Origin of the sequence: Pseudomonas phytophila (genome assembly GCF_025643095.1) — a bacterium.
GTDB classification, from domain to species: Bacteria; Pseudomonadota; Gammaproteobacteria; order Pseudomonadales; family Pseudomonadaceae; genus Aquipseudomonas; species Aquipseudomonas quasicaspiana.
In genome coordinates, this window is record NZ_CP081201.1 from 5,169,238 (window position 1) to 5,186,292 (window position 17,055).

A 17,055-nucleotide genomic window follows, 5' to 3' on the forward strand; every position below is an offset into this window, starting at 1 on the left:
ATGGGCGTTTTGTTTTATTGACCGTCAAAGGCTTTACCCATGTTCGATACACTGCTGCAAACTCTCGGACTCTCCTCCTTCAGCCTCAAAGGCTTCGGCCCTCTGCTGCTCGAAGGAACATGGATGACCGTTAAATTATCGCTGCTGTCGCTGTTCGTGAGCATCGTGCTCGGACTGATCGGCGCCAGTGCAAAACTGTCGGGCGCCGCCATTGTGCGGATGCCGGCGCAGCTCTACACCACACTGATCCGTGGCGTTCCCGACCTCGTGTTGATGTTGCTGATCTTCTACAGCCTGCAAACCTGGCTGAGTCAGCTGACCGACGCAATGGAATGGGACTACATCGAAATTGATCCTTTCAGCGCAGGCGTGATTACGCTTGGCTTCATTTACGGCGCGTATTTCACCGAAACCTTCCGTGGCGCGATCCTTTCGGTGCCGCGTGGACAGGTCGAGGCCGCTACCGCCTACGGCCTGAGTCGCGCCCAGCGTTTTCGCTACGTGGTATTCCCGCAGATGATGCGCTTCGCCCTGCCGGGTATCGGCAATAACTGGCAAGTGCTGCTCAAGGCCACTGCGCTGGTGTCGATCATCGGTCTGGCCGATCTGGTCAAGGCCGCCCAGGACGCCGGCAAAAGCACCTACCAACTGTTTTACTTTCTGGTCCTCGCTGCATTGATTTACCTGCTGATCACCAGCGCTTCGAACTTTGCCCTGCGTTGGGCTGAAAGGCGGTATTCCGCAGGCAGCCGGGAGGCTCAACGATGATCGAACTGCTTCAGGAATACTGGCGCCCCTTCCTTTATAGTGACGGCGTGCACATCACCGGCCTCGCCATGACCATGTGGCTGCTCAGCGCCTCCATCGCCATCGGCTTTCTGGTCTCGATCCCGCTGTCCATCGCTCGTGTTTCCAGCAACTTCTGGGTTCGTTGGCCGGTGCAGTTCTACACCTACCTGTTTCGCGGCACGCCTCTCTATATACAGCTGCTGATTTGCTACACCGGTATCTACAGCCTCGAAGCCGTGCGCGCGCAGCCGATTCTCGATTCGTTCTTCCGCGACGCGATGAATTGCACGATCCTGGCGTTCGCCCTTAATACTTGCGCGTACACCACCGAGATTTTCGCCGGCTCGATCCGCAGCATGAACCACGGCGAAGTCGAAGCCGCCAAAGCCTACGGGCTGACCGGCTGGAAGCTTTACGCCTACGTGATCATGCCATCGGCCCTGCGTCGCTCGCTGCCGTTCTACAGCAACGAAGTGATTCTGATGCTGCACTCGACCACGGTAGCCTTCACCGCCACTGTGCCGGACATTCTCAAAGTCGCGCGGGATGCGAACTCGGCAACCTTCATGACGTTCCAGTCGTTCGGTATCGCCGCCATTATTTACCTGTGCGTCACGTTCATTCTGGTCGGTCTGTTCCGTCTTGCAGAACGCCGCTGGCTGGCCTTTCTCGGCCCGACTCACTAGGACCTGCCCATGCGTCATGACACCCACGATCTGCTCGCGCCGGTGCCGGGCACTGCGCGGCAGATCCACAGTTTTCACTACGGTCCGCAAAACGGCGTCTGCAAGGTTTATATCCAGGCCTCGCTGCACGCCGACGAGCTGCCGGGCATGCTGGTCGCCTGGTACCTGAAGCAGAGACTGAGCGAGCTTGAAAATGCCGGTTTACTGCTCGGTGAAATCGTTGTCGTGCCGGTGGCCAATCCTATCGGTCTGGAACAGGTGCTGATGGACGTCCCGCTGGGCCGTTATGAGCTGGAAAGCGGGCAGAACTTCAACCGCTGGTTCATCGATCTCGGCGTACAGGTGGGCGATGAGGTTGAAACACAGCTCACGACTGATCCGCAGCACAACACCCGGTTGATCCGTCGTAGCCTGCGCGCAGCGCTTGAAGCGCAGATCGCATCGACCCAACTGCAATCGCAACGTTTGACCTTGCAGCGCCTGGCCTGCGATGCCGACATGGTGCTGGACCTGCATTGCGACTTCGAATCCGTAGAGCACCTGTACACCACGCCTGAAGCCTGGCCACAGGTGGAAATGCTCTCGCGCTACCTCGGCGCTCAGGCCAGCCTGTTGGCGACTGACTCCGGTGGCCAGTCGTTCGATGAGTGCTTCACGCTGGTCTGGTGGCAATTGCAGCAGCGCTTCGGTGATCGCTTCGCGATTCCCATGGGCAGCTTTTCGGTCACGCTGGAATTGCGTGGTCAGGGCGATGTCAATCACCCGTTGGCCGGTCGTGACTGCCAGGCGCTGATCAACTACCTGATCCATTACGGTGCGATTGGCGGTGACATCTCGGCCGCTCCTGAATTGCTTTACCCGGCCACACCACTGGCGGCGGTTGAACCGGTGGCCACGCCCGTCGGCGGGCTACTGGTGTTTTGCGCCCAACCCGGTGAATACGTCGAGGCGGGCCAGTTGATCGCAGAAATCATCGACCCGATCAGTGACACCGTCACGCCGATCCACACGCTCAATCCCGGCCTGCTCTATGCGCGTTCGTTACGCCGCATGGCCACCGCCGGCATGGTCATCGCTCACGTCGCAGGCACCGAAGCCTACCGTAGCGGCTACCTACTTTCTCCTTGAGGACTTGCTTGTCATGTACAAACTGACCATCGATGGCCTGCATAAAAGCTACGGCGATAACAAAGTACTCAAAGGTGTTTCGCTCAAAGCCAGCAGCGGCGATGTCATCTGCCTGATCGGCGCCAGCGGCTCCGGCAAAAGCACGTTCCTGCGCTGCATCAATTTCCTTGAACAACCGAACGACGGTGCCATGAGCCTGGACGGCAAGCAGGTTCGCATGGTCAGCGACAAGGGCCACATGCGCGTTGCCGACCCGGATGAGCTACAAAGCATCCGCACCCGGCTGGCCATGGTGTTCCAGCATTTCAACCTGTGGGCGCACATGACCGTTCTGGAAAACATCACCATGGCACCCCGCCGGGTGCTGGGCGTTTCCAAAGAAGAAGCCGAAGCCCGCGCCCGCAAATATCTGGACAAGGTCGGCCTGCCGGAACGCGTTGCCGACCAATACCCCGCCTTCCTGTCCGGTGGTCAGCAGCAGCGCGTAGCCATTGCCCGAGCGTTGGCGATGGAACCGGAAATCATGCTGTTCGACGAACCTACCTCGGCGCTCGACCCGGAACTGGTCGGCGAAGTGCTGAAGGTGATTCAGGGGCTGGCTGAAGAAGGCCGGACCATGATCATGGTGACCCACGAAATGAGCTTCGCCCGTAAAGTAGCCAACCAGATCGTGTTCCTGCACCAAGGCCAGATCGAAGAGTCCGGTCACCCTGATGAGGTGTTGGGCAACCCGAAAAGCGAGCGGCTGCAGCAGTTCTTGAGCGGGAATTTGAAGTAAGAAAGCGGCTTGCAAGCCATCCCTGTGGGAGCGAATTCATTCGCGAAGAGGCCGGTACATCCGACGCATATCTGCGGTCTGCAATGCCGTCTTCGCGAATGAATTCGCTCCCACAGGGTATTGCACCAAACTAATACACGCGCTCCGCTGTCTCTGAAATACCCCCTTTCAGAGCACACAGCGGCGCATGAGCAGACCCACCGATTTCGCTCAGCGATGGTTTTCGGAACGCAGCTGGAAGCCCTTTCCCTTTCAAAAAGAGGTCTGGTCGGCCGTTAAGCAGGGGCACTCAGGCCTGCTGCACGCCAGCACCGGCTCGGGTAAGACCTACGCCGTATGGTTCGCCGCGCTCAATCGTTTCGCACAAGCCGTCAAACCGCCAGCCGACGACAAACCCCGCAAGCGCAAACCGCCCGCCACACCGCTCAGCGTGTTGTGGATAACGCCCATGCGCGCACTGGCAGCCGACACTGCCAGAGCGCTCGAAGCTCCCTTGGCAGATCTGGACATCCCCTGGAGTGTCGGCCTGCGAACGGGCGATACCAGCAGCAGCGAACGCGCCAAACAGGGCCGCCGCCTGCCCACCGCGCTGATCACCACGCCCGAAAGCCTCACCTTGTTACAGACCCGAGCTGACGCTCAAAGCACGTTCTCGACCCTGAAAATGGTGGTCGTGGACGAGTGGCACGAACTGATCGGCAACAAGCGCGGCGTGCAGTTGCAACTGGCGCTGGCCCGCTTGCGCCAATGGAATCCGGACCTGATCGTGTGGGGCGTTTCCGCGACGCTTGGCAATCAACAGCACGCGCAGGAAGTGCTGGTCGGCGAAGGCGGCATCAGCGTACAAGGCAAGATCACCAAAGAGCTTCGAGTGGACACCCTGCTGCCACCTTCCATCGAGCGCTTCCCGTGGGCCGGGCATATGGGCTTGCGTATGCTGCCGCAAGTACTGGCGGAAGTGGACAGCAGCGCCAGCTGCCTGGTGTTCACCAACACACGTGCGCAATCAGAGGTCTGGTATCAGGCTCTGCTGGAAGCTCGTCCGGACTGGGCCGGACTGATCGCCCTGCACCACGGCTCACTGGCGCGGGAAGTGCGTGACTGGGTCGAGCGCGCCCTGAAGGAAGGCCACCTCAAAGCAGTGGTGTGCACCTCCAGCCTCGATCTGGGCGTGGATTTTCTTCCCGTCGAGCGTGTGCTGCAAATCGGCTCACCCAAAGGTGTCGCGCGCCTCATGCAACGTGCCGGACGCTCGGGCCATGCACCGGGCCGCCCATCACGCGTGACGCTGGTGCCAACCCATAGCCTGGAGCTGGTTGAGGCCGCTGCGGCTCATGACGCGGTGGCAGCACGGATGATCGAGCCCAGAGAATCACCACACAAACCTCTCGACGTACTGGTTCAGCATCTGGTCAGCATGGCGCTGGGAGGCGGCTTCGATCCTGAAACCCTGTTAAGTGAAGTACGCACGGCCTGGGCATATCGAGAACTGACCGATGACGAATGGCAATGGGCACTGGCCTTCGTCCGTCATGGCGGCCATTCGCTGACCGCCTATCCGGATTACCGACGCGTGGAGCCCGACGAAAATGGCGTCTGGCGGGTGCCGGACGCTCGCCTCGCCAGACGTCACCGCATGAGCATCGGCACCATCGTCAGCGACGCCAGCATCAACGTGAAGTACTGGAAAAAAGGCGGCGGCGGTGGCTCGCTGGGTAGCGTCGAAGAAGGATTCATTGCGCGCCTGAAGCCTGGTGATGGCTTTCTGTTTAGCGGCCGATTGCTGGAGTTGGTACGCGTCGAAAACATGACCGCCTATGTGAAAAAAGCGACCGGCAAAAAAGCCGCTGTTCCTCGCTGGAACGGTGGGCGCATGCCGCTCTCCAGCGAGTTGGCCGCTGCCGTGGTAACAAAGTTCGACGCAGCGGCTCATGGAGAATTCATCAGCCCGGAAATGCAGGCCGTCAAACCCTTGCTGGAAGTCCAGCGGCAGTGGTCCGCCCTGCCTCAGGAAAACACGCTGTTGGCAGAAATCATGAAATCCCGGGAGGGCTGGCACCTGTTTCTCTACCCTTTTGCCGGTCGCCATGTGCATCTGGGGCTGGCGAGCCTGTTGGCCTGGCGATTGAGCCGCCATACACCACTGACGTTTTCCATCGCGGTCAACGATTATGGTTTTGAGCTGCTCAGCGCCACCGAGGTGGATTGGCAGGCAGAACTACGCCCTGAGCTGTTCAGTGAAGAGCATCTGATGAACGACATCATGGCCAGCCTGAACGCGGGCGAACTGGCCCTGAGACGCTTCAGAGAAATCGCCCGCATTGCCGGACTGGTATTCTCCGGCTATCCCGGTGCGCCGAAGAGCAACCGGCAACTACAGGCGTCCAGTGGGCTGTTCTTTGAGGTTTTCAAACAATACGACGCGGGCAATCTGCTGCTGACACAGGCTCAGGAAGAGGTTCTGCGTCAGGAGCTCGATGTCGCGAGACTGGAGCACACCTTGCAACGCATCAACCAACGCATGCTGGACGTCCATCTGATCAAACGCGCTACGCCGATGGCCTTTCCCCTGCTGGTAGAGCGTATGCGCGAAAGCCTAAGCTCGGAAAAGCTCGCAGACCGGATTGCCCGAATGGTGCGCGACCTGGAAAAAGCAGCAGGACCTGACGTCACATGAATCCTCACGTCCCGGTACAACTGGCAGGTGCCGAGCTTTGGTTACTGGCTGAAAAAGCCATTTACTATCCCGAATATCGAGCTTTGCTGATCGCCGATGTGCATTTTGGCAAAGCGGCTGCCTTTCGCGCCCTTGGGCAGCCGGTCCCGCAAGGCACGACCCAAAGCAACTTGCAGCGCCTTGATGACCTGCTGCGGAGCTATCCCTGTGACCGGCTGATATTCCTCGGCGACTTCCTGCATGCGCGGCAATCCCGCACCACGTCCACGCTGGAGGCACTCGGCAATTGGCGATCTCGGCATCCGACGCTGGCAATCACGCTGATCCGTGGCAACCATGATAAGCACGCGGGAGATCCTCCTGCGGACCTGATGATCGAGACCGTGCCGGAACCGCTACTGTTGGGGCCCTTCGCGCTGCAGCATGAACCTCATCCGCACCCGACCCATCACGTGCTGGCAGGACATGTTCATCCGGTTTATCACTTGCAGGGGCGTGGACGTCAGCGCCTGCGGCTGGCGTGCTTCTATCTCAATGAGCGCACGAGCCTGTTGCCCGCGTTCGGAGCATTTACCGGCGGGTACAAGGTAGAGCGTGAGCAGGACAGCAGAATTTACGTGGTGGGAGATGGAGCGGTATGGGCGACTGGCTGAAACGATTCAAGTCTGCACATTTAATCCGGATGCGCGCATGATCCAGAGTGATTTGAAATTCATCAGCAGCACTGCTGGCCAATACATGCGCCAGCAGTGGCAGGGGAATTATTCAGGCAACCGGAGCCGGTGGTGGCTCGTCTGGCAGAGTCGGTTCGCCCGGTTCCGTCGGCTGAGGATAGTCGTTCGGGGTATCCGGGCCTGGTTGCCCTGGTACGCCGCCGACCATGTTGAACTGCGGATAGGCGAGTAACGACAAGGCAAGCAGACCCACATGATTCTCTCGCGGGTCCGCCCCCTGGGCGCTGGCGTTCGACTGTCTCTTCATAAGGTACTCCTGAGCGTTATCCCCTGCTCACGCAGTGTGAGAAGAAGCGATTCAGTCAATAGAGTGCCGATTTGAGGACTAATTCAATTTCGCCAGGCTTAACGGTCACAAATATCAGTTAAGCGCGAGGCAAGGTAACGCCGCGCTGCCCTTGATATTTGCCGCCACGATCCTTGTAAGACACTTCACACTCTTCGTCGGACTCGAGGAACAGCATCTGCGCCACACCCTCGTTGGCGTAGATTTTCGCAGGCAATGTAGTGGTGTTGGAGAACTCCAGGGTCACATGACCTTCCCATTCCGGCTCAAGCGGCGTCACGTTCACGATGATGCCGCAACGCGCATAAGTGCTTTTACCCAGACAGATGGTCAGCACGTTACGTGGAATACGGAAGTATTCGACGGTGCGCGCCAGAGCAAAAGAGTTAGGCGGGATGATGCAAACATCGCTTTTCACGTCGACAAAGCTGCCTTCATCGAAGTTTTTCGGGTCAACGATTGCAGAATTGATGTTGGTGAAAATCTTGAATTCATCTGCACAGCGCACATCGTAGCCATAGCTGGAAACGCCATAAGAGATGAGACGACTGGCGCCTTCGCCACGCATCTGGCGCTCGACGAAGGGCTCGATCATGCCCTGCTCCTGCGCCATGCGGCGAATCCACTTGTCCGATTTGATGCTCATGGCGATGTCCTGATAGCTGGGTGAAAAAACATGTCCGGCATCTTACCGGGCCACGGCTTTGGGTTCAAAGCTTGTAGCAGCCTGCAAGCCAATGCTTTTTCCCATGAATGGAAATAATCCTCAATTGACGGTTGGCATGCTCAAAAAAAAGCGTTAAGGTGGCGTCACTGTGTTGCTTGTGTCACTGAGAATCTCTACACGATGTTGAATTTCGATCCAACCATCTCCAAGAATTTTTCCTGCTCTTTGCACTCAGTCTCGGCCAGGGCACTTCCTGAGTCGCAGTTAACTTTGTCCAAGGAGATACACCATGTCTAATCGCCAAACTGGTACCGTTAAGTGGTTCAACGATGAAAAAGGCTTCGGCTTCATCACTCCACAATCCGGTGACGACCTGTTCGTGCACTTCAAAGCTATCCAATCTGACGGCTTCAAAAGCCTGAAAGAAGGCCAACAGGTCTCTTTCATCGCTACCCGCGGTCAGAAAGGCATGCAAGCTGAAGAAGTTCAAGTTATCTAACTTGTACTTATTCGCTTAAAGAACCCCGCTTCGGCGGGGTTTTTTTATGCCTGTAGAAAATACTTACGGCATTGCCACCGAACCTGTGGGAGCGTAATGACCCCTTCGCGAATGAATTCGCTCCCACAGGTCTGCAGCTTTTAATCGTCGCTAACAGAAATACTCGGCATCGCCGGGCTAGCTGCTTCCTGCAGCACGATCCGGGCACCCACGTGCCGCGCCAGCTCCTGATACACCATCGCAATCTGACTTTCGGGCTCAGCCATCACGGTCGGCTTACCACCATCGGCCTGCTCGCGAATCAGCATCGACAATGGCAACGAAGCCAGCAGTTCGACGTCGTACTGCGAGGCCAACTTCTCGCCACCGCCCTCACCGAACAAATGCTCCGCGTGACCGCAGTTCGAGCAAATGTGTACGGCCATGTTTTCCACGACACCCAGCACTGGAATGTTGACCTTGCGGAACATCTCGACGCCTTTTTTCGCATCGAGCAGCGCCAGATCCTGAGGCGTCGTGACGATCACCGCACCTGCGACCGGGACTTTCTGCGCCAGCGTCAGCTGGATATCACCCGTACCCGGCGGCATATCGATGACCAGGTAATCCAGATCATTCCATGCCGTTTGCGTAATCAACTGCAGCAGTGCACCGGAAACCATCGGGCCGCGCCAGACCATCGGCGTGTTGTCATCGGTCAGAAAGGCCATGGACATCACCTCGACACCATGGGCCTCGATGGGCACGAACCATTTCTGATCCTTGATTTTAGGCCGTGTGCCTTCAGCGATGCCGAACATCACGCCCTGACTCGGACCGTAGATGTCAGCATCCAGAATACCGACCCGCGCGCCTTCGCGAGACAACGCCAATGCCAGATTGGCCGCCGTGGTGGATTTGCCCACGCCGCCTTTGCCGGATGCTACGGCAACAATATTCTTCACATTCGCCAGACCGGGAATCTGCCCTTGAGCCTTGTGCGGCTCGATGACACAGGTGATGTCCACTTTGGCCGAGGTCACCCCCTCCAGACCCTCAATGGCGATTTGCAGCATCTGCGCCCAGCCACTCTTGAACAGACCGGCCGCGTAACCCAGCTCGAGCTGCACACTGACGCACTCGCCGCGGATCTCAATGGCACGCACACACCCGGCGGTCACGGGGTCCTGATTCAAATAAGGATCGGTATATTGGCGAAGAACGGCTTCCACCGCTGCGCGATTAACAGCGCTCATGGGCTACTCCCGAATAAAGACAGACTAAAACAGGCGGCTATCCTAACGCTTCTGCGTGCCACCGGCATGGTTTCGCTGGAATCATCATTCCCGTAGGAGCGCGCTTGCCCGCGATAGCGTGAGACCGGGCGGTAATATTTCGACTGAAATACCGCAATCGCGGGGAAGCGCGCTCCTACAGGCAATGCCCAACGATTAACCACGCACATTCCTACAGTCAGCACAGGATGAAAAAAATCACTCAGACCTTTATAGTGGCCGACCTCCGTTTCACTTCAAGTAGCCGAGCCCCATGTCCGAGCCACGCAAGATCCTCGTTACCAGCGCCCTGCCCTATGCCAATGGTTCGATCCATCTTGGCCATATGCTTGAGTACATCCAGACCGATATGTGGGTGCGCTTCCAGAAGCACCGCGGCAACCAATGCATCTATGTCTGCGCGGACGACGCTCACGGTTCGGCAATCATGCTGCGCGCGGAAAAGGAAGGCATCACCCCGGAACAACTGATCGACAACGTCAAGGCGGAACACAGCGCCGACTTCAGTGATTTCCTGGTGGACTTCGACAATTTCCACTCGACGCACTCGGATGAAAACCGCGAGCTGTCGAGCATGATCTACACCCGTCTGCGCGATGCCGGGCATATCGCTACCCGCTCGATCACCCAGTATTTCGACCCGGAAAAGAAAATGTTCCTGGCCGACCGCTTCATCAAGGGCACCTGCCCGAAATGCGGCACTGAAGATCAGTACGGCGACAACTGCGAAAAGTGCGGTGCGACCTACGCGCCAACCGACCTGAAAGACCCGAAATCGGCGATTTCCGGCGCTACGCCTGTCCTGAAAGACTCGAAGCATTTCTTCTTTGACCTGCCAGCTTTTGACGCCATGCTCAAAAGCTGGACACGCAGCGGCACCCTGCAGGATGCCGTGGCAAACAAGATCGCCGAATGGCTGGATGCCGGCCTGCAGCAGTGGGATATCTCCCGCGATGCGCCTTACTTCGGCTTCGAAATCCCTGACGAGCCGGGCAAATATTTTTACGTGTGGCTGGACGCTCCTGTCGGCTACATGGCCAGCTTCAAGAACCTGTGTGCACGCCGTCCTGATCTGGATTTCGATGCTTTCTGGACCAAGGATTCGACGACCGAGCTGTATCACTTCATCGGCAAGGACATCGTCAACTTCCACGCCCTGTTCTGGCCAGCAATGCTCGAAGGTGCAGGCCTGCGCAAGCCAACCGGTATCAATGTGCACGGCTACCTGACCGTCAACGGTCAAAAGATGTCGAAATCACGCGGTACGTTTATCAAGGCACGCACCTACCTGGATCAGCTGTCACCGGAATACCTGCGCTATTACTACGCAGCCAAACTGGGCAAGGGTGTGGACGACCTCGACCTGAACCTCGACGACTTCGTGCAGAAGGTCAACTCGGACCTGATCGGCAAGGTCGTGAACATTGCCAGTCGTTGCGCGGGCTTCATTCACAAAGGCAATGCCGGTGTGATGGTGGCTGAAAATGCGGCTCCGGAACTGACCGACGCGTTTCTGGCTGCAGCACCTGGTATCGCAGAAGCCTATGAAGCACGCGACTTCGCCAGAGCAATGCGGGAAATCATGGGGCTGGCGGACCGCGCCAACGCCTATATCGCTGACAAGGCTCCCTGGTCGCTGGCCAAACAGGAAGGTAAACAGGATGAAGTACAGGCGGTCTGCGCACTGGGCATCAACCTGTTCCGGCAACTGGTGATTTTCCTCAAACCGGTATTGCCACTGCTGGCTGCCGACGCCGAGAAATTCCTCAACGTTGCGCCACTGACCTGGGATGATCACAAGACGCTGCTGAGCAATCATCAGCTCAACCCGTTCCAGGCCCTGATGAGCCGCATCGACCCGGCCAAGGTTGAAGCCATGACCGCAGCTTCGAAAGAAGACCTGACGGCCAGCGCAACCGATACCGGTGCTGCGCCCGAGGGGAATGGCGAACTCGCCAAGGACCCACTGTCTGCCGAGATCGATTTCGATACCTTTGCAGCTGTGGACCTGCGAGTCGCCCTGATCCTCAAGGCCGAGCATGTTGAAGGGGCAGACAAACTGCTGCGTCTGACTCTGGATATCGGTGATGAACAGCGCAACGTGTTCTCGGGCATCAAAAGTGCCTACCCGAACCCGTCCGAGCTAGAGGGCCGCCTGACCATGATGATCGCCAACCTCAAGCCGCGAAAAATGCGTTTCGGTATTTCGGAAGGCATGGTGATGGCCGCAGGCCCGGGTGGCGAAGAAATCTACTTGCTCAGCCCTGATAGCGGTGCCAAACCAGGTCAACGCATCAAGTAAAGTTGCGAACTGGCCCGATAGCAGCGCCCCGCGCTACTATCGGGTTTTTTGCTTTATCACAGACGCTTGGTCGAACCATATCTCCTTGTGGGAGCGAATTCATTCGCGAAGGCGTCATTCCTGAAGATACAGATACATCGAATGGACCGGCCCCTTCGCGAATGAATTCGCTCCCACAGATTTGTGCTTGCAGGCCAACATAGAATCTCCCACAGAATCTCTGTTCGGCGCACAAACACCTTCAGGACATGCGAACGCCGATCATATCCACCCTTTGCAACACCCATCACACGCTCGCAACCCGGCAAAACCATGAACCTCATTCAAAGCATCGACGCCCTGCTCCCCCAGACCCAATGCGGAAAATGCGGACATCCCGGCTGCAAGCCCTATGCAGAAGGAATAGCCCAAGGCGAAGCAATCAACAAATGTCCGCCGGGTGGCGATGAGACCGTTGCTGCCCTGGCGCAGTTACTCAGCGTTCCAGCGCTGCGCGTCGATCCGGAGCGGGGTTCTGCGCCAGCACAGGTCGCGTTTATTCGGGAGGCCGAATGTATTGGCTGCACCAAGTGCATTCAGGCCTGCCCGGTCGACGCTATCGTCGGCGCGGCAAAGTTCATGCACACCGTGATCGTCGATGAGTGTACCGGCTGCGACCTGTGTATCGCCCCCTGCCCGGTGGATTGTATCGACCTGCTGCCGCTGCCTTCTAACGTCACTCCTATCGTCAGCGGGTATGCCGCGACTATGACTGAGCAACAGAATCGTAGCCAAAAGCGAAACCATGCACGACGTCGCTTCGAGTCCCGCAACGCGCGACTGCGACGCGAAGAAGAGCGTCGGCACGCTGAGCGAGTTGCGCGCGCGCAAAGGGCCGCAGCAGCACCTGCCCCCCCTCGCTCAACCGCGCAATCACCAACTGAGCGCACAGGCGCGCAAAGCGTTGCCGTCGACGACGATGCATTGAAAAAAGCACGCATCAACGTGACGATGAGCAGGGCCCAGCTCAATAAGTCCCTGAAGGCATTCGGTCACCCGCCCATCGCCGAGCAGGCAGCACGTCTGGTTCAATTGCAGCAGGAATACGAAACGGCCGAACAAGCCCTTGAGAGCCTTCAGTCCGCGCAACCCGGCCCAGTCGCAACACCGACTCCGCGGATGGACAACAGCAGCGTCAAACGTGCAAAAATTCAGCTGGCCATGGCCCGCGCGGCATTGAAAAAAGCGCAAGCAACCGAGGCCTCGTCAGAACAGATCGCGAGCCTGACAACTGAGCTTCAACATGCCGAACGCGCCCTTGAGGTCGCAGAGCAGAATCTGTCAGCCAATCCGCAAGCTATCGCCCCCAAGGAAAATCCCGGTTCATGAACGCTGCAAAACGCCTGGAAATCTTTCGTCGCCTTCACGAAGACAACCCGGATCCAAAGACCGAGCTGGCATACACCACGCCATTTGAACTGCTCATTTCTGTGATCCTTTCGGCGCAGGCGACCGATGTCAGCGTGAACAAGGCCACCGCCCGGCTTTATCCTGTCGCCAATACGCCACAGGCAATCTATGAGCTGGGTGTTGAAGGCTTGTCCGAGTACATAAAAACCATCGGCCTCTATAACAGCAAGGCGAAAAACGTTATAGAAACATGCCGAATGATTATGGAGTTGCACGGTGGAGAAGTGCCGCAGACACGCGAAGCACTTGAAGCCCTGCCCGGCGTGGGACGCAAGACAGCCAATGTGGTGCTCAATACTGCATTCCGCCAGATAGCCATGGCGGTAGACACCCACATATTTCGTGTCAGCAATCGTACCGGCATTGCTCCAGGAAAAAATGTGGTTGAGGTAGAAAAGCAACTGATGAAGTTTGTACCCAAGGATTATTTGCTGGACGCCCACCACTGGCTGATCCTGCTTGGCCGCTATGTGTGCCAGGCTCGCAAGCCACGTTGCGGCAGTTGCATGATCGAAGACCTGTGCGATTACAAGCACAAGACCTCGGACGATTGAGCGATAGGGCCTCAAACGACTGATCGATTGAAAAAATCTTTTTTACCCGCTCGCAGATACTCGCTATAAGGTGCGCCAACGACAGCACAAGTCTGGAGTCACCTTATGAGTACTGACAAAGAGCAATTGGACGTAGACGACGACTTCATTGCAGTTGAATCAGATGATGCAGAGCCCGCACCTGTTGAACCTGCCAAGACCAATCTCAGCAAACGGCGCACGATCGACAACATGCTTGAAGAAAGACGCCTGCAAAAGCAACTGGCTGATTACGATTACGATCTTTGATCGCTGCCCCCCGCTTCACCTGCCTATTCAAAGCCTCTCATGTGCGAGAGGCTTTAGCGCTCAGCGCCAAAAGCTGCAGCGCATATCATGATTTCCCTCTGGTAAAAATCACCAGATCTCCTCAGACCAGACCATTACGTTGGGCAAGCTCGATGAGATCGACCAACGAATGAGCATTGAGCTTAAGCAACAGTCGAGTCTTATAGGTACTGACTGTTTTGTTACTCAAAAACATTCCATCTGCAATTTCCTTATTGGTTTTACCTCGCGCCAATTGCTGCAGCACCATCATTTCCCGGCCAGACAGACGATCAACCATGTCAGCTTCGCTGGCGTTGCCCATGCTTGAGCGAACAGTATGCAGGGCCTGGTTGGGGAAATAACTGTAGCCCGATAATACGGCCTTGATGGCACTCAACAGCTCGGTGAGGTCCTGCTGCTTGCAGACATATCCGGCGGCCCCGGCCTGCATGCAGCGCATGGAGAAATGCCCAGGAGCCTGCGAGGTCAGGATCAGCACCTTGAACGGCAGCGTCATGGCAGACAGACGGGCGATGACTTCAAGGCCATCGAGTTTTGGAATGCCTATGTCGAGAATCACGATATCGGGCAAATGCTCACGAGCCAGTTGCAGGGCATCCACTCCATTATCCGTCTCCGCAATAACCTCATAGCCATGGCGCTCCATCAGCATACGAACAGCAAGGCGAATGACGGGATGATCGTCCACGATCAGCACTTTATTCATGGGCAGTCCAATTTTCGCTTTTCGAATTTTCAGAGTGAGCACAATAGCTTAGTCGTTTAGTGCTTTGCATGGCGCGCCCCCCTTGGGACTGACAGCCAAAGACCATTCCCACAATTAGCGCAGAATACTCCTACAAATATCAGTCTAAATGACGCTACATAAGAGGCCATCACAAGTCTGCCTGCGCTGAAAAAGAGAAATTAACTGATTTGTACAAAGTCAAGATAATGGGGCGTGGCTCAACTAATAGAATTATTATGTTCAGGTCAAGCATTTTTCAAATATCCCTTTGGACTAATAAACATGCATTACACCGACCTAGTGGATCTTCAAGCTATCGACATCCGTGACAACAGGTCGAGCACTCAGTCTAGGTAGCTTCAAGCCATCACCAGAAACGGTGCTTTCATATTCCCTTCACACGTCCTCAAATTTTCCGGACCTCACGAGCACAAACACACTGTTACATTTCTGAGACACTGGCCCTGTGCTTCGGCGGCGAGGTTCAATATGTCAGAACACCGCCACATTAAGCGTCACGGTTGTGCCAACAGAATATTTCAGGCCATCAGCCTCTGCGACGTTTAAAAAATACACACTTTGCAGCAGCAATTTTGTAAATATATATATTTTACGAAAATTCCTACTTAGATTTCGGAAACGACTGAGGATTCAAGCAAGAATGGCCTCCTTGCTCATTTAATTGTGCGGTATTCATGCACCGCACAAGCCATAAAATCGGACAACCTCTACCTCATAAGAAATTTCCAAAAATAATGCATGACTTTTCTGACGGAGACCGACCTCAGGCAGCCAACCGGCTGAAAGCTAATACTATATCCCCATGCAAATCCATATACCCTCACCAAAGAGGAAATGTACTACAACACTAACAGACGTTGAAAATCACCATGTAAGAAAATCAATTGCCTTATAAATCAATCCCTCTAGCGAAAGCTTTTTTACTTGCAAATTTTATTACCAGTCGTTACTTTTTCAAGAACCCTTCCACTAATCACAGATAAAACATGCAGGACTACATGAAACCCACTTAACAAATGATGCCAATTTGACCCATCAAAAAAGCGTTGCTTTAAATGGACTCTCCCTCACTAGAGAGCCGAAGGGATTCGGGCAGCACGAACATGCCCCATCCGAACAGCCTCCGCTGACCGCGCCCTGATATGGACCGACGATTCTTTTTTGAATGGGCCCTGTGTACAACCATGTTCAAAAAGGGATATATCATGAACAACAAAATCTCCGGTGCCTGCCCTCAAGAGGCAGACTCTCTGGATCTTGCGGCAGCTGTTGAACACTTTGTAGCCCAGGGCGGCGTTATTGACATCGTCTCGCAAGCTGCACATCAGGCAGCCACACTGGGTACCTCCAGTGCAAAACCAGCACCTGAAATTGCAGCCGTTGATAACCCTGAAAAGTTGCAAACCCTCAAAGCGCTAGTGGCGAAAGGCGCCGGAATTAACGCACTGCAATACTCGCTGAGAATGAACAAGAGAGATATCAAACAACTGGCCGCGGAGCACGGTGTAAAAATCGCATTCAGCCGCCCGGTCAGCGAAACCGGTAGAGCACATCGGTCTGAAACGTCAGATATTGACGATACTGTGGCGGGGCATGCAATGCATTACTCAAGCCTTGGATACTCCGCACCCGAGATTGCCAACATTCTGGGCTTGAGCGTTCGCCAGGTATGGAACATAGGAAAAGCGTATCGATTCGAATTCAAGATAAACGAGGGCGACCCCTCCCCTTAGAATGGTTTAAAAAAGAAAACTGAAAAAACAAAGAAAACTCATACACGGTTCAGGTAAGCGTGCACATCTTTTGAAGTTCACCGAACCTACACCCTCTTTCTCCATTAAGGTCTTATTTGAGAAAACACCATGAAACTACTACCACGCCTTATCAACCCGATCAGCATCATCGCGATGTTCGCTGCCTTGTGTGAAGCATCAGCGACAACGGTACTCCCTCATCTTGATGAAGAAAACCGTCAGATTTATATATGGTTTCTTATTGCGTTTCCCTCTGCACTGGTTGTGTTATTTTTCCTCACGCTCAATTTCAACAGCCGGGTTCTTTATCCTCCAGTCGATCCATCAGATAAATAGCCTGGTCGCTATCAAGGCTTTCGGAAAACCCAGTGTATGTCCGCCCCTCCTCGCCACCTTGTTA

17 protein-coding genes are annotated in these 17,055 nt (G+C 55.8%); 13 read left to right on the forward strand and 4 right to left on the reverse strand.

Translation table 11 applies throughout. The features are described 5' to 3' along the window. Nucleotides 1-39: 39 nt before the first annotated feature. The 6 genes from K3169_RS23390 (at nucleotide 40) to pdeM (ending at nucleotide 6,711) form a co-directional block, all read left to right on the forward strand. Entirely contained in the window at nucleotides 40-768 is a 729-nt protein-coding gene (locus tag K3169_RS23390) for an ABC transporter permease (RefSeq protein ID WP_027898454.1), read from the forward strand. Beyond that, nucleotides 765-1,475 carry an ABC transporter permease gene (locus tag K3169_RS23395; protein WP_099270373.1) on the forward strand — a complete coding sequence of 237 codons (711 nt, stop codon included), beginning with the start codon at nucleotides 765-767 and terminating at the stop codon, nucleotides 1,473-1,475. The genes K3169_RS23390 and K3169_RS23395 overlap by 4 nt, the downstream gene beginning before the upstream one ends. Before the next feature lie 9 nt (nucleotides 1,476-1,484). Then, a complete protein-coding gene (locus tag K3169_RS23400) occupies nucleotides 1,485-2,603 on the forward strand; it encodes a succinylglutamate desuccinylase/aspartoacylase family protein (protein WP_263268240.1) in 1,119 nt (372 codons plus the stop codon). A gap of 13 nt (nucleotides 2,604-2,616) precedes the next feature. Beyond that, complete coding sequence (locus K3169_RS23405; protein ID WP_099270375.1) at nucleotides 2,617-3,381, forward strand: ABC transporter ATP-binding protein; 765 nt, start codon at nucleotides 2,617-2,619, stop codon at nucleotides 3,379-3,381. A 187-nt stretch (nucleotides 3,382-3,568) separates the two neighbouring features. Then, complete coding sequence (locus K3169_RS23410) at nucleotides 3,569-6,058, forward strand: ligase-associated DNA damage response DEXH box helicase (protein WP_263268241.1); 2,490 nt, start codon at nucleotides 3,569-3,571, stop codon at nucleotides 6,056-6,058. Beyond that, nucleotides 6,055-6,711 carry a ligase-associated DNA damage response endonuclease PdeM gene (pdeM, locus tag K3169_RS23415; protein ID WP_263268242.1) on the forward strand — a complete coding sequence of 219 codons (657 nt, stop codon included), beginning with the start codon at nucleotides 6,055-6,057 and terminating at the stop codon, nucleotides 6,709-6,711. The genes K3169_RS23410 and pdeM overlap by 4 nt, the downstream gene beginning before the upstream one ends. Before the next feature lie 112 nt (nucleotides 6,712-6,823). Here the strand turns inward: pdeM and K3169_RS23420 are convergent, their stop codons facing one another. Together K3169_RS23420 and dcd are read right to left on the reverse strand one after the other, a co-directional pair. After that, a complete protein-coding gene (locus K3169_RS23420) occupies nucleotides 6,824-7,039 on the reverse strand; it encodes a hypothetical protein (RefSeq protein ID WP_027898448.1) in 216 nt (71 codons plus the stop codon). Nucleotides 7,040-7,157: 118 nt separating this feature from the next. Next, entirely contained in the window at nucleotides 7,158-7,724 is a 567-nt protein-coding gene (gene dcd, locus K3169_RS23425; RefSeq protein ID WP_027898447.1) for a dCTP deaminase, read from the reverse strand. 310 nt (nucleotides 7,725-8,034) lie between these two features. Here dcd and K3169_RS23430 point away from each other — a divergent pair, with 310 nt between their 5' ends. After that, nucleotides 8,035-8,244, forward strand: coding sequence for a cold-shock protein (locus K3169_RS23430; protein ID WP_002554837.1), 210 nt, complete (start codon nucleotides 8,035-8,037; stop codon nucleotides 8,242-8,244). A 140-nt stretch (nucleotides 8,245-8,384) separates the two neighbouring features. On the opposite strand, the gene apbC is transcribed toward K3169_RS23430, so the two are convergent. Next, nucleotides 8,385-9,479: an iron-sulfur cluster carrier protein ApbC gene (gene apbC / locus K3169_RS23435; protein ID WP_263268243.1), complete on the reverse strand. Its 1,095-nt coding sequence runs from the start codon at nucleotides 9,477-9,479 to the stop codon at nucleotides 8,385-8,387. Between the two features lie 292 nt (nucleotides 9,480-9,771). Between apbC and metG the strand changes: the two genes are divergently transcribed. The 4 genes from metG to K3169_RS23455 all read left to right on the forward strand — a co-directional run bounded on the left by metG (nucleotide 9,772) and on the right by K3169_RS23455 (nucleotide 14,111). After that, nucleotides 9,772-11,820 carry a methionine--tRNA ligase gene (gene metG, locus K3169_RS23440; protein WP_122807231.1) on the forward strand — a complete coding sequence of 683 codons (2,049 nt, stop codon included), beginning with the start codon at nucleotides 9,772-9,774 and terminating at the stop codon, nucleotides 11,818-11,820. A 312-nt stretch (nucleotides 11,821-12,132) separates the two neighbouring features. Further along, entirely contained in the window at nucleotides 12,133-13,188 is a 1,056-nt protein-coding gene (rsxB, locus tag K3169_RS23445) for an electron transport complex subunit RsxB (protein ID WP_231675445.1), read from the forward strand. Then, nucleotides 13,185-13,823 carry an endonuclease III gene (nth, locus tag K3169_RS23450; RefSeq protein WP_027898443.1) on the forward strand — a complete coding sequence of 213 codons (639 nt, stop codon included), beginning with the start codon at nucleotides 13,185-13,187 and terminating at the stop codon, nucleotides 13,821-13,823. The genes rsxB and nth overlap by 4 nt, the downstream gene beginning before the upstream one ends. A 105-nt stretch (nucleotides 13,824-13,928) precedes the next feature. Further along, the gene (locus K3169_RS23455) at nucleotides 13,929-14,111 is read left to right on the forward strand and encodes a PA3496 family putative envelope integrity protein (RefSeq protein WP_027898442.1); all 183 of its coding nucleotides are present in this window, start codon (nucleotides 13,929-13,931) and stop codon (nucleotides 14,109-14,111) included. A gap of 121 nt (nucleotides 14,112-14,232) precedes the next feature. Here the strand turns inward: K3169_RS23455 and K3169_RS23460 are convergent, their stop codons facing one another. Beyond that, on the reverse strand, nucleotides 14,233-14,859 hold the full coding sequence (locus K3169_RS23460) for a response regulator transcription factor (RefSeq protein ID WP_025261490.1): 627 nt from the start codon (nucleotides 14,857-14,859) through the stop codon (nucleotides 14,233-14,235). A gap of 1,247 nt (nucleotides 14,860-16,106) precedes the next feature. On the opposite strand from K3169_RS23460, the gene K3169_RS23465 reads away from it, so the two are divergent. Both K3169_RS23465 and K3169_RS23470 read left to right on the forward strand, forming a co-directional pair. Then, nucleotides 16,107-16,634 (forward strand): hypothetical protein, encoded by a 528-nt coding sequence (locus K3169_RS23465; RefSeq protein WP_080237908.1) that lies wholly within the window; start codon nucleotides 16,107-16,109, stop codon nucleotides 16,632-16,634. Nucleotides 16,635-16,763: 129 nt separating this feature from the next. Then, a complete protein-coding gene (locus K3169_RS23470; protein WP_122394860.1) occupies nucleotides 16,764-16,991 on the forward strand; it encodes a hypothetical protein in 228 nt (75 codons plus the stop codon). Nucleotides 16,992-17,055 lie beyond the last annotated feature (64 nt).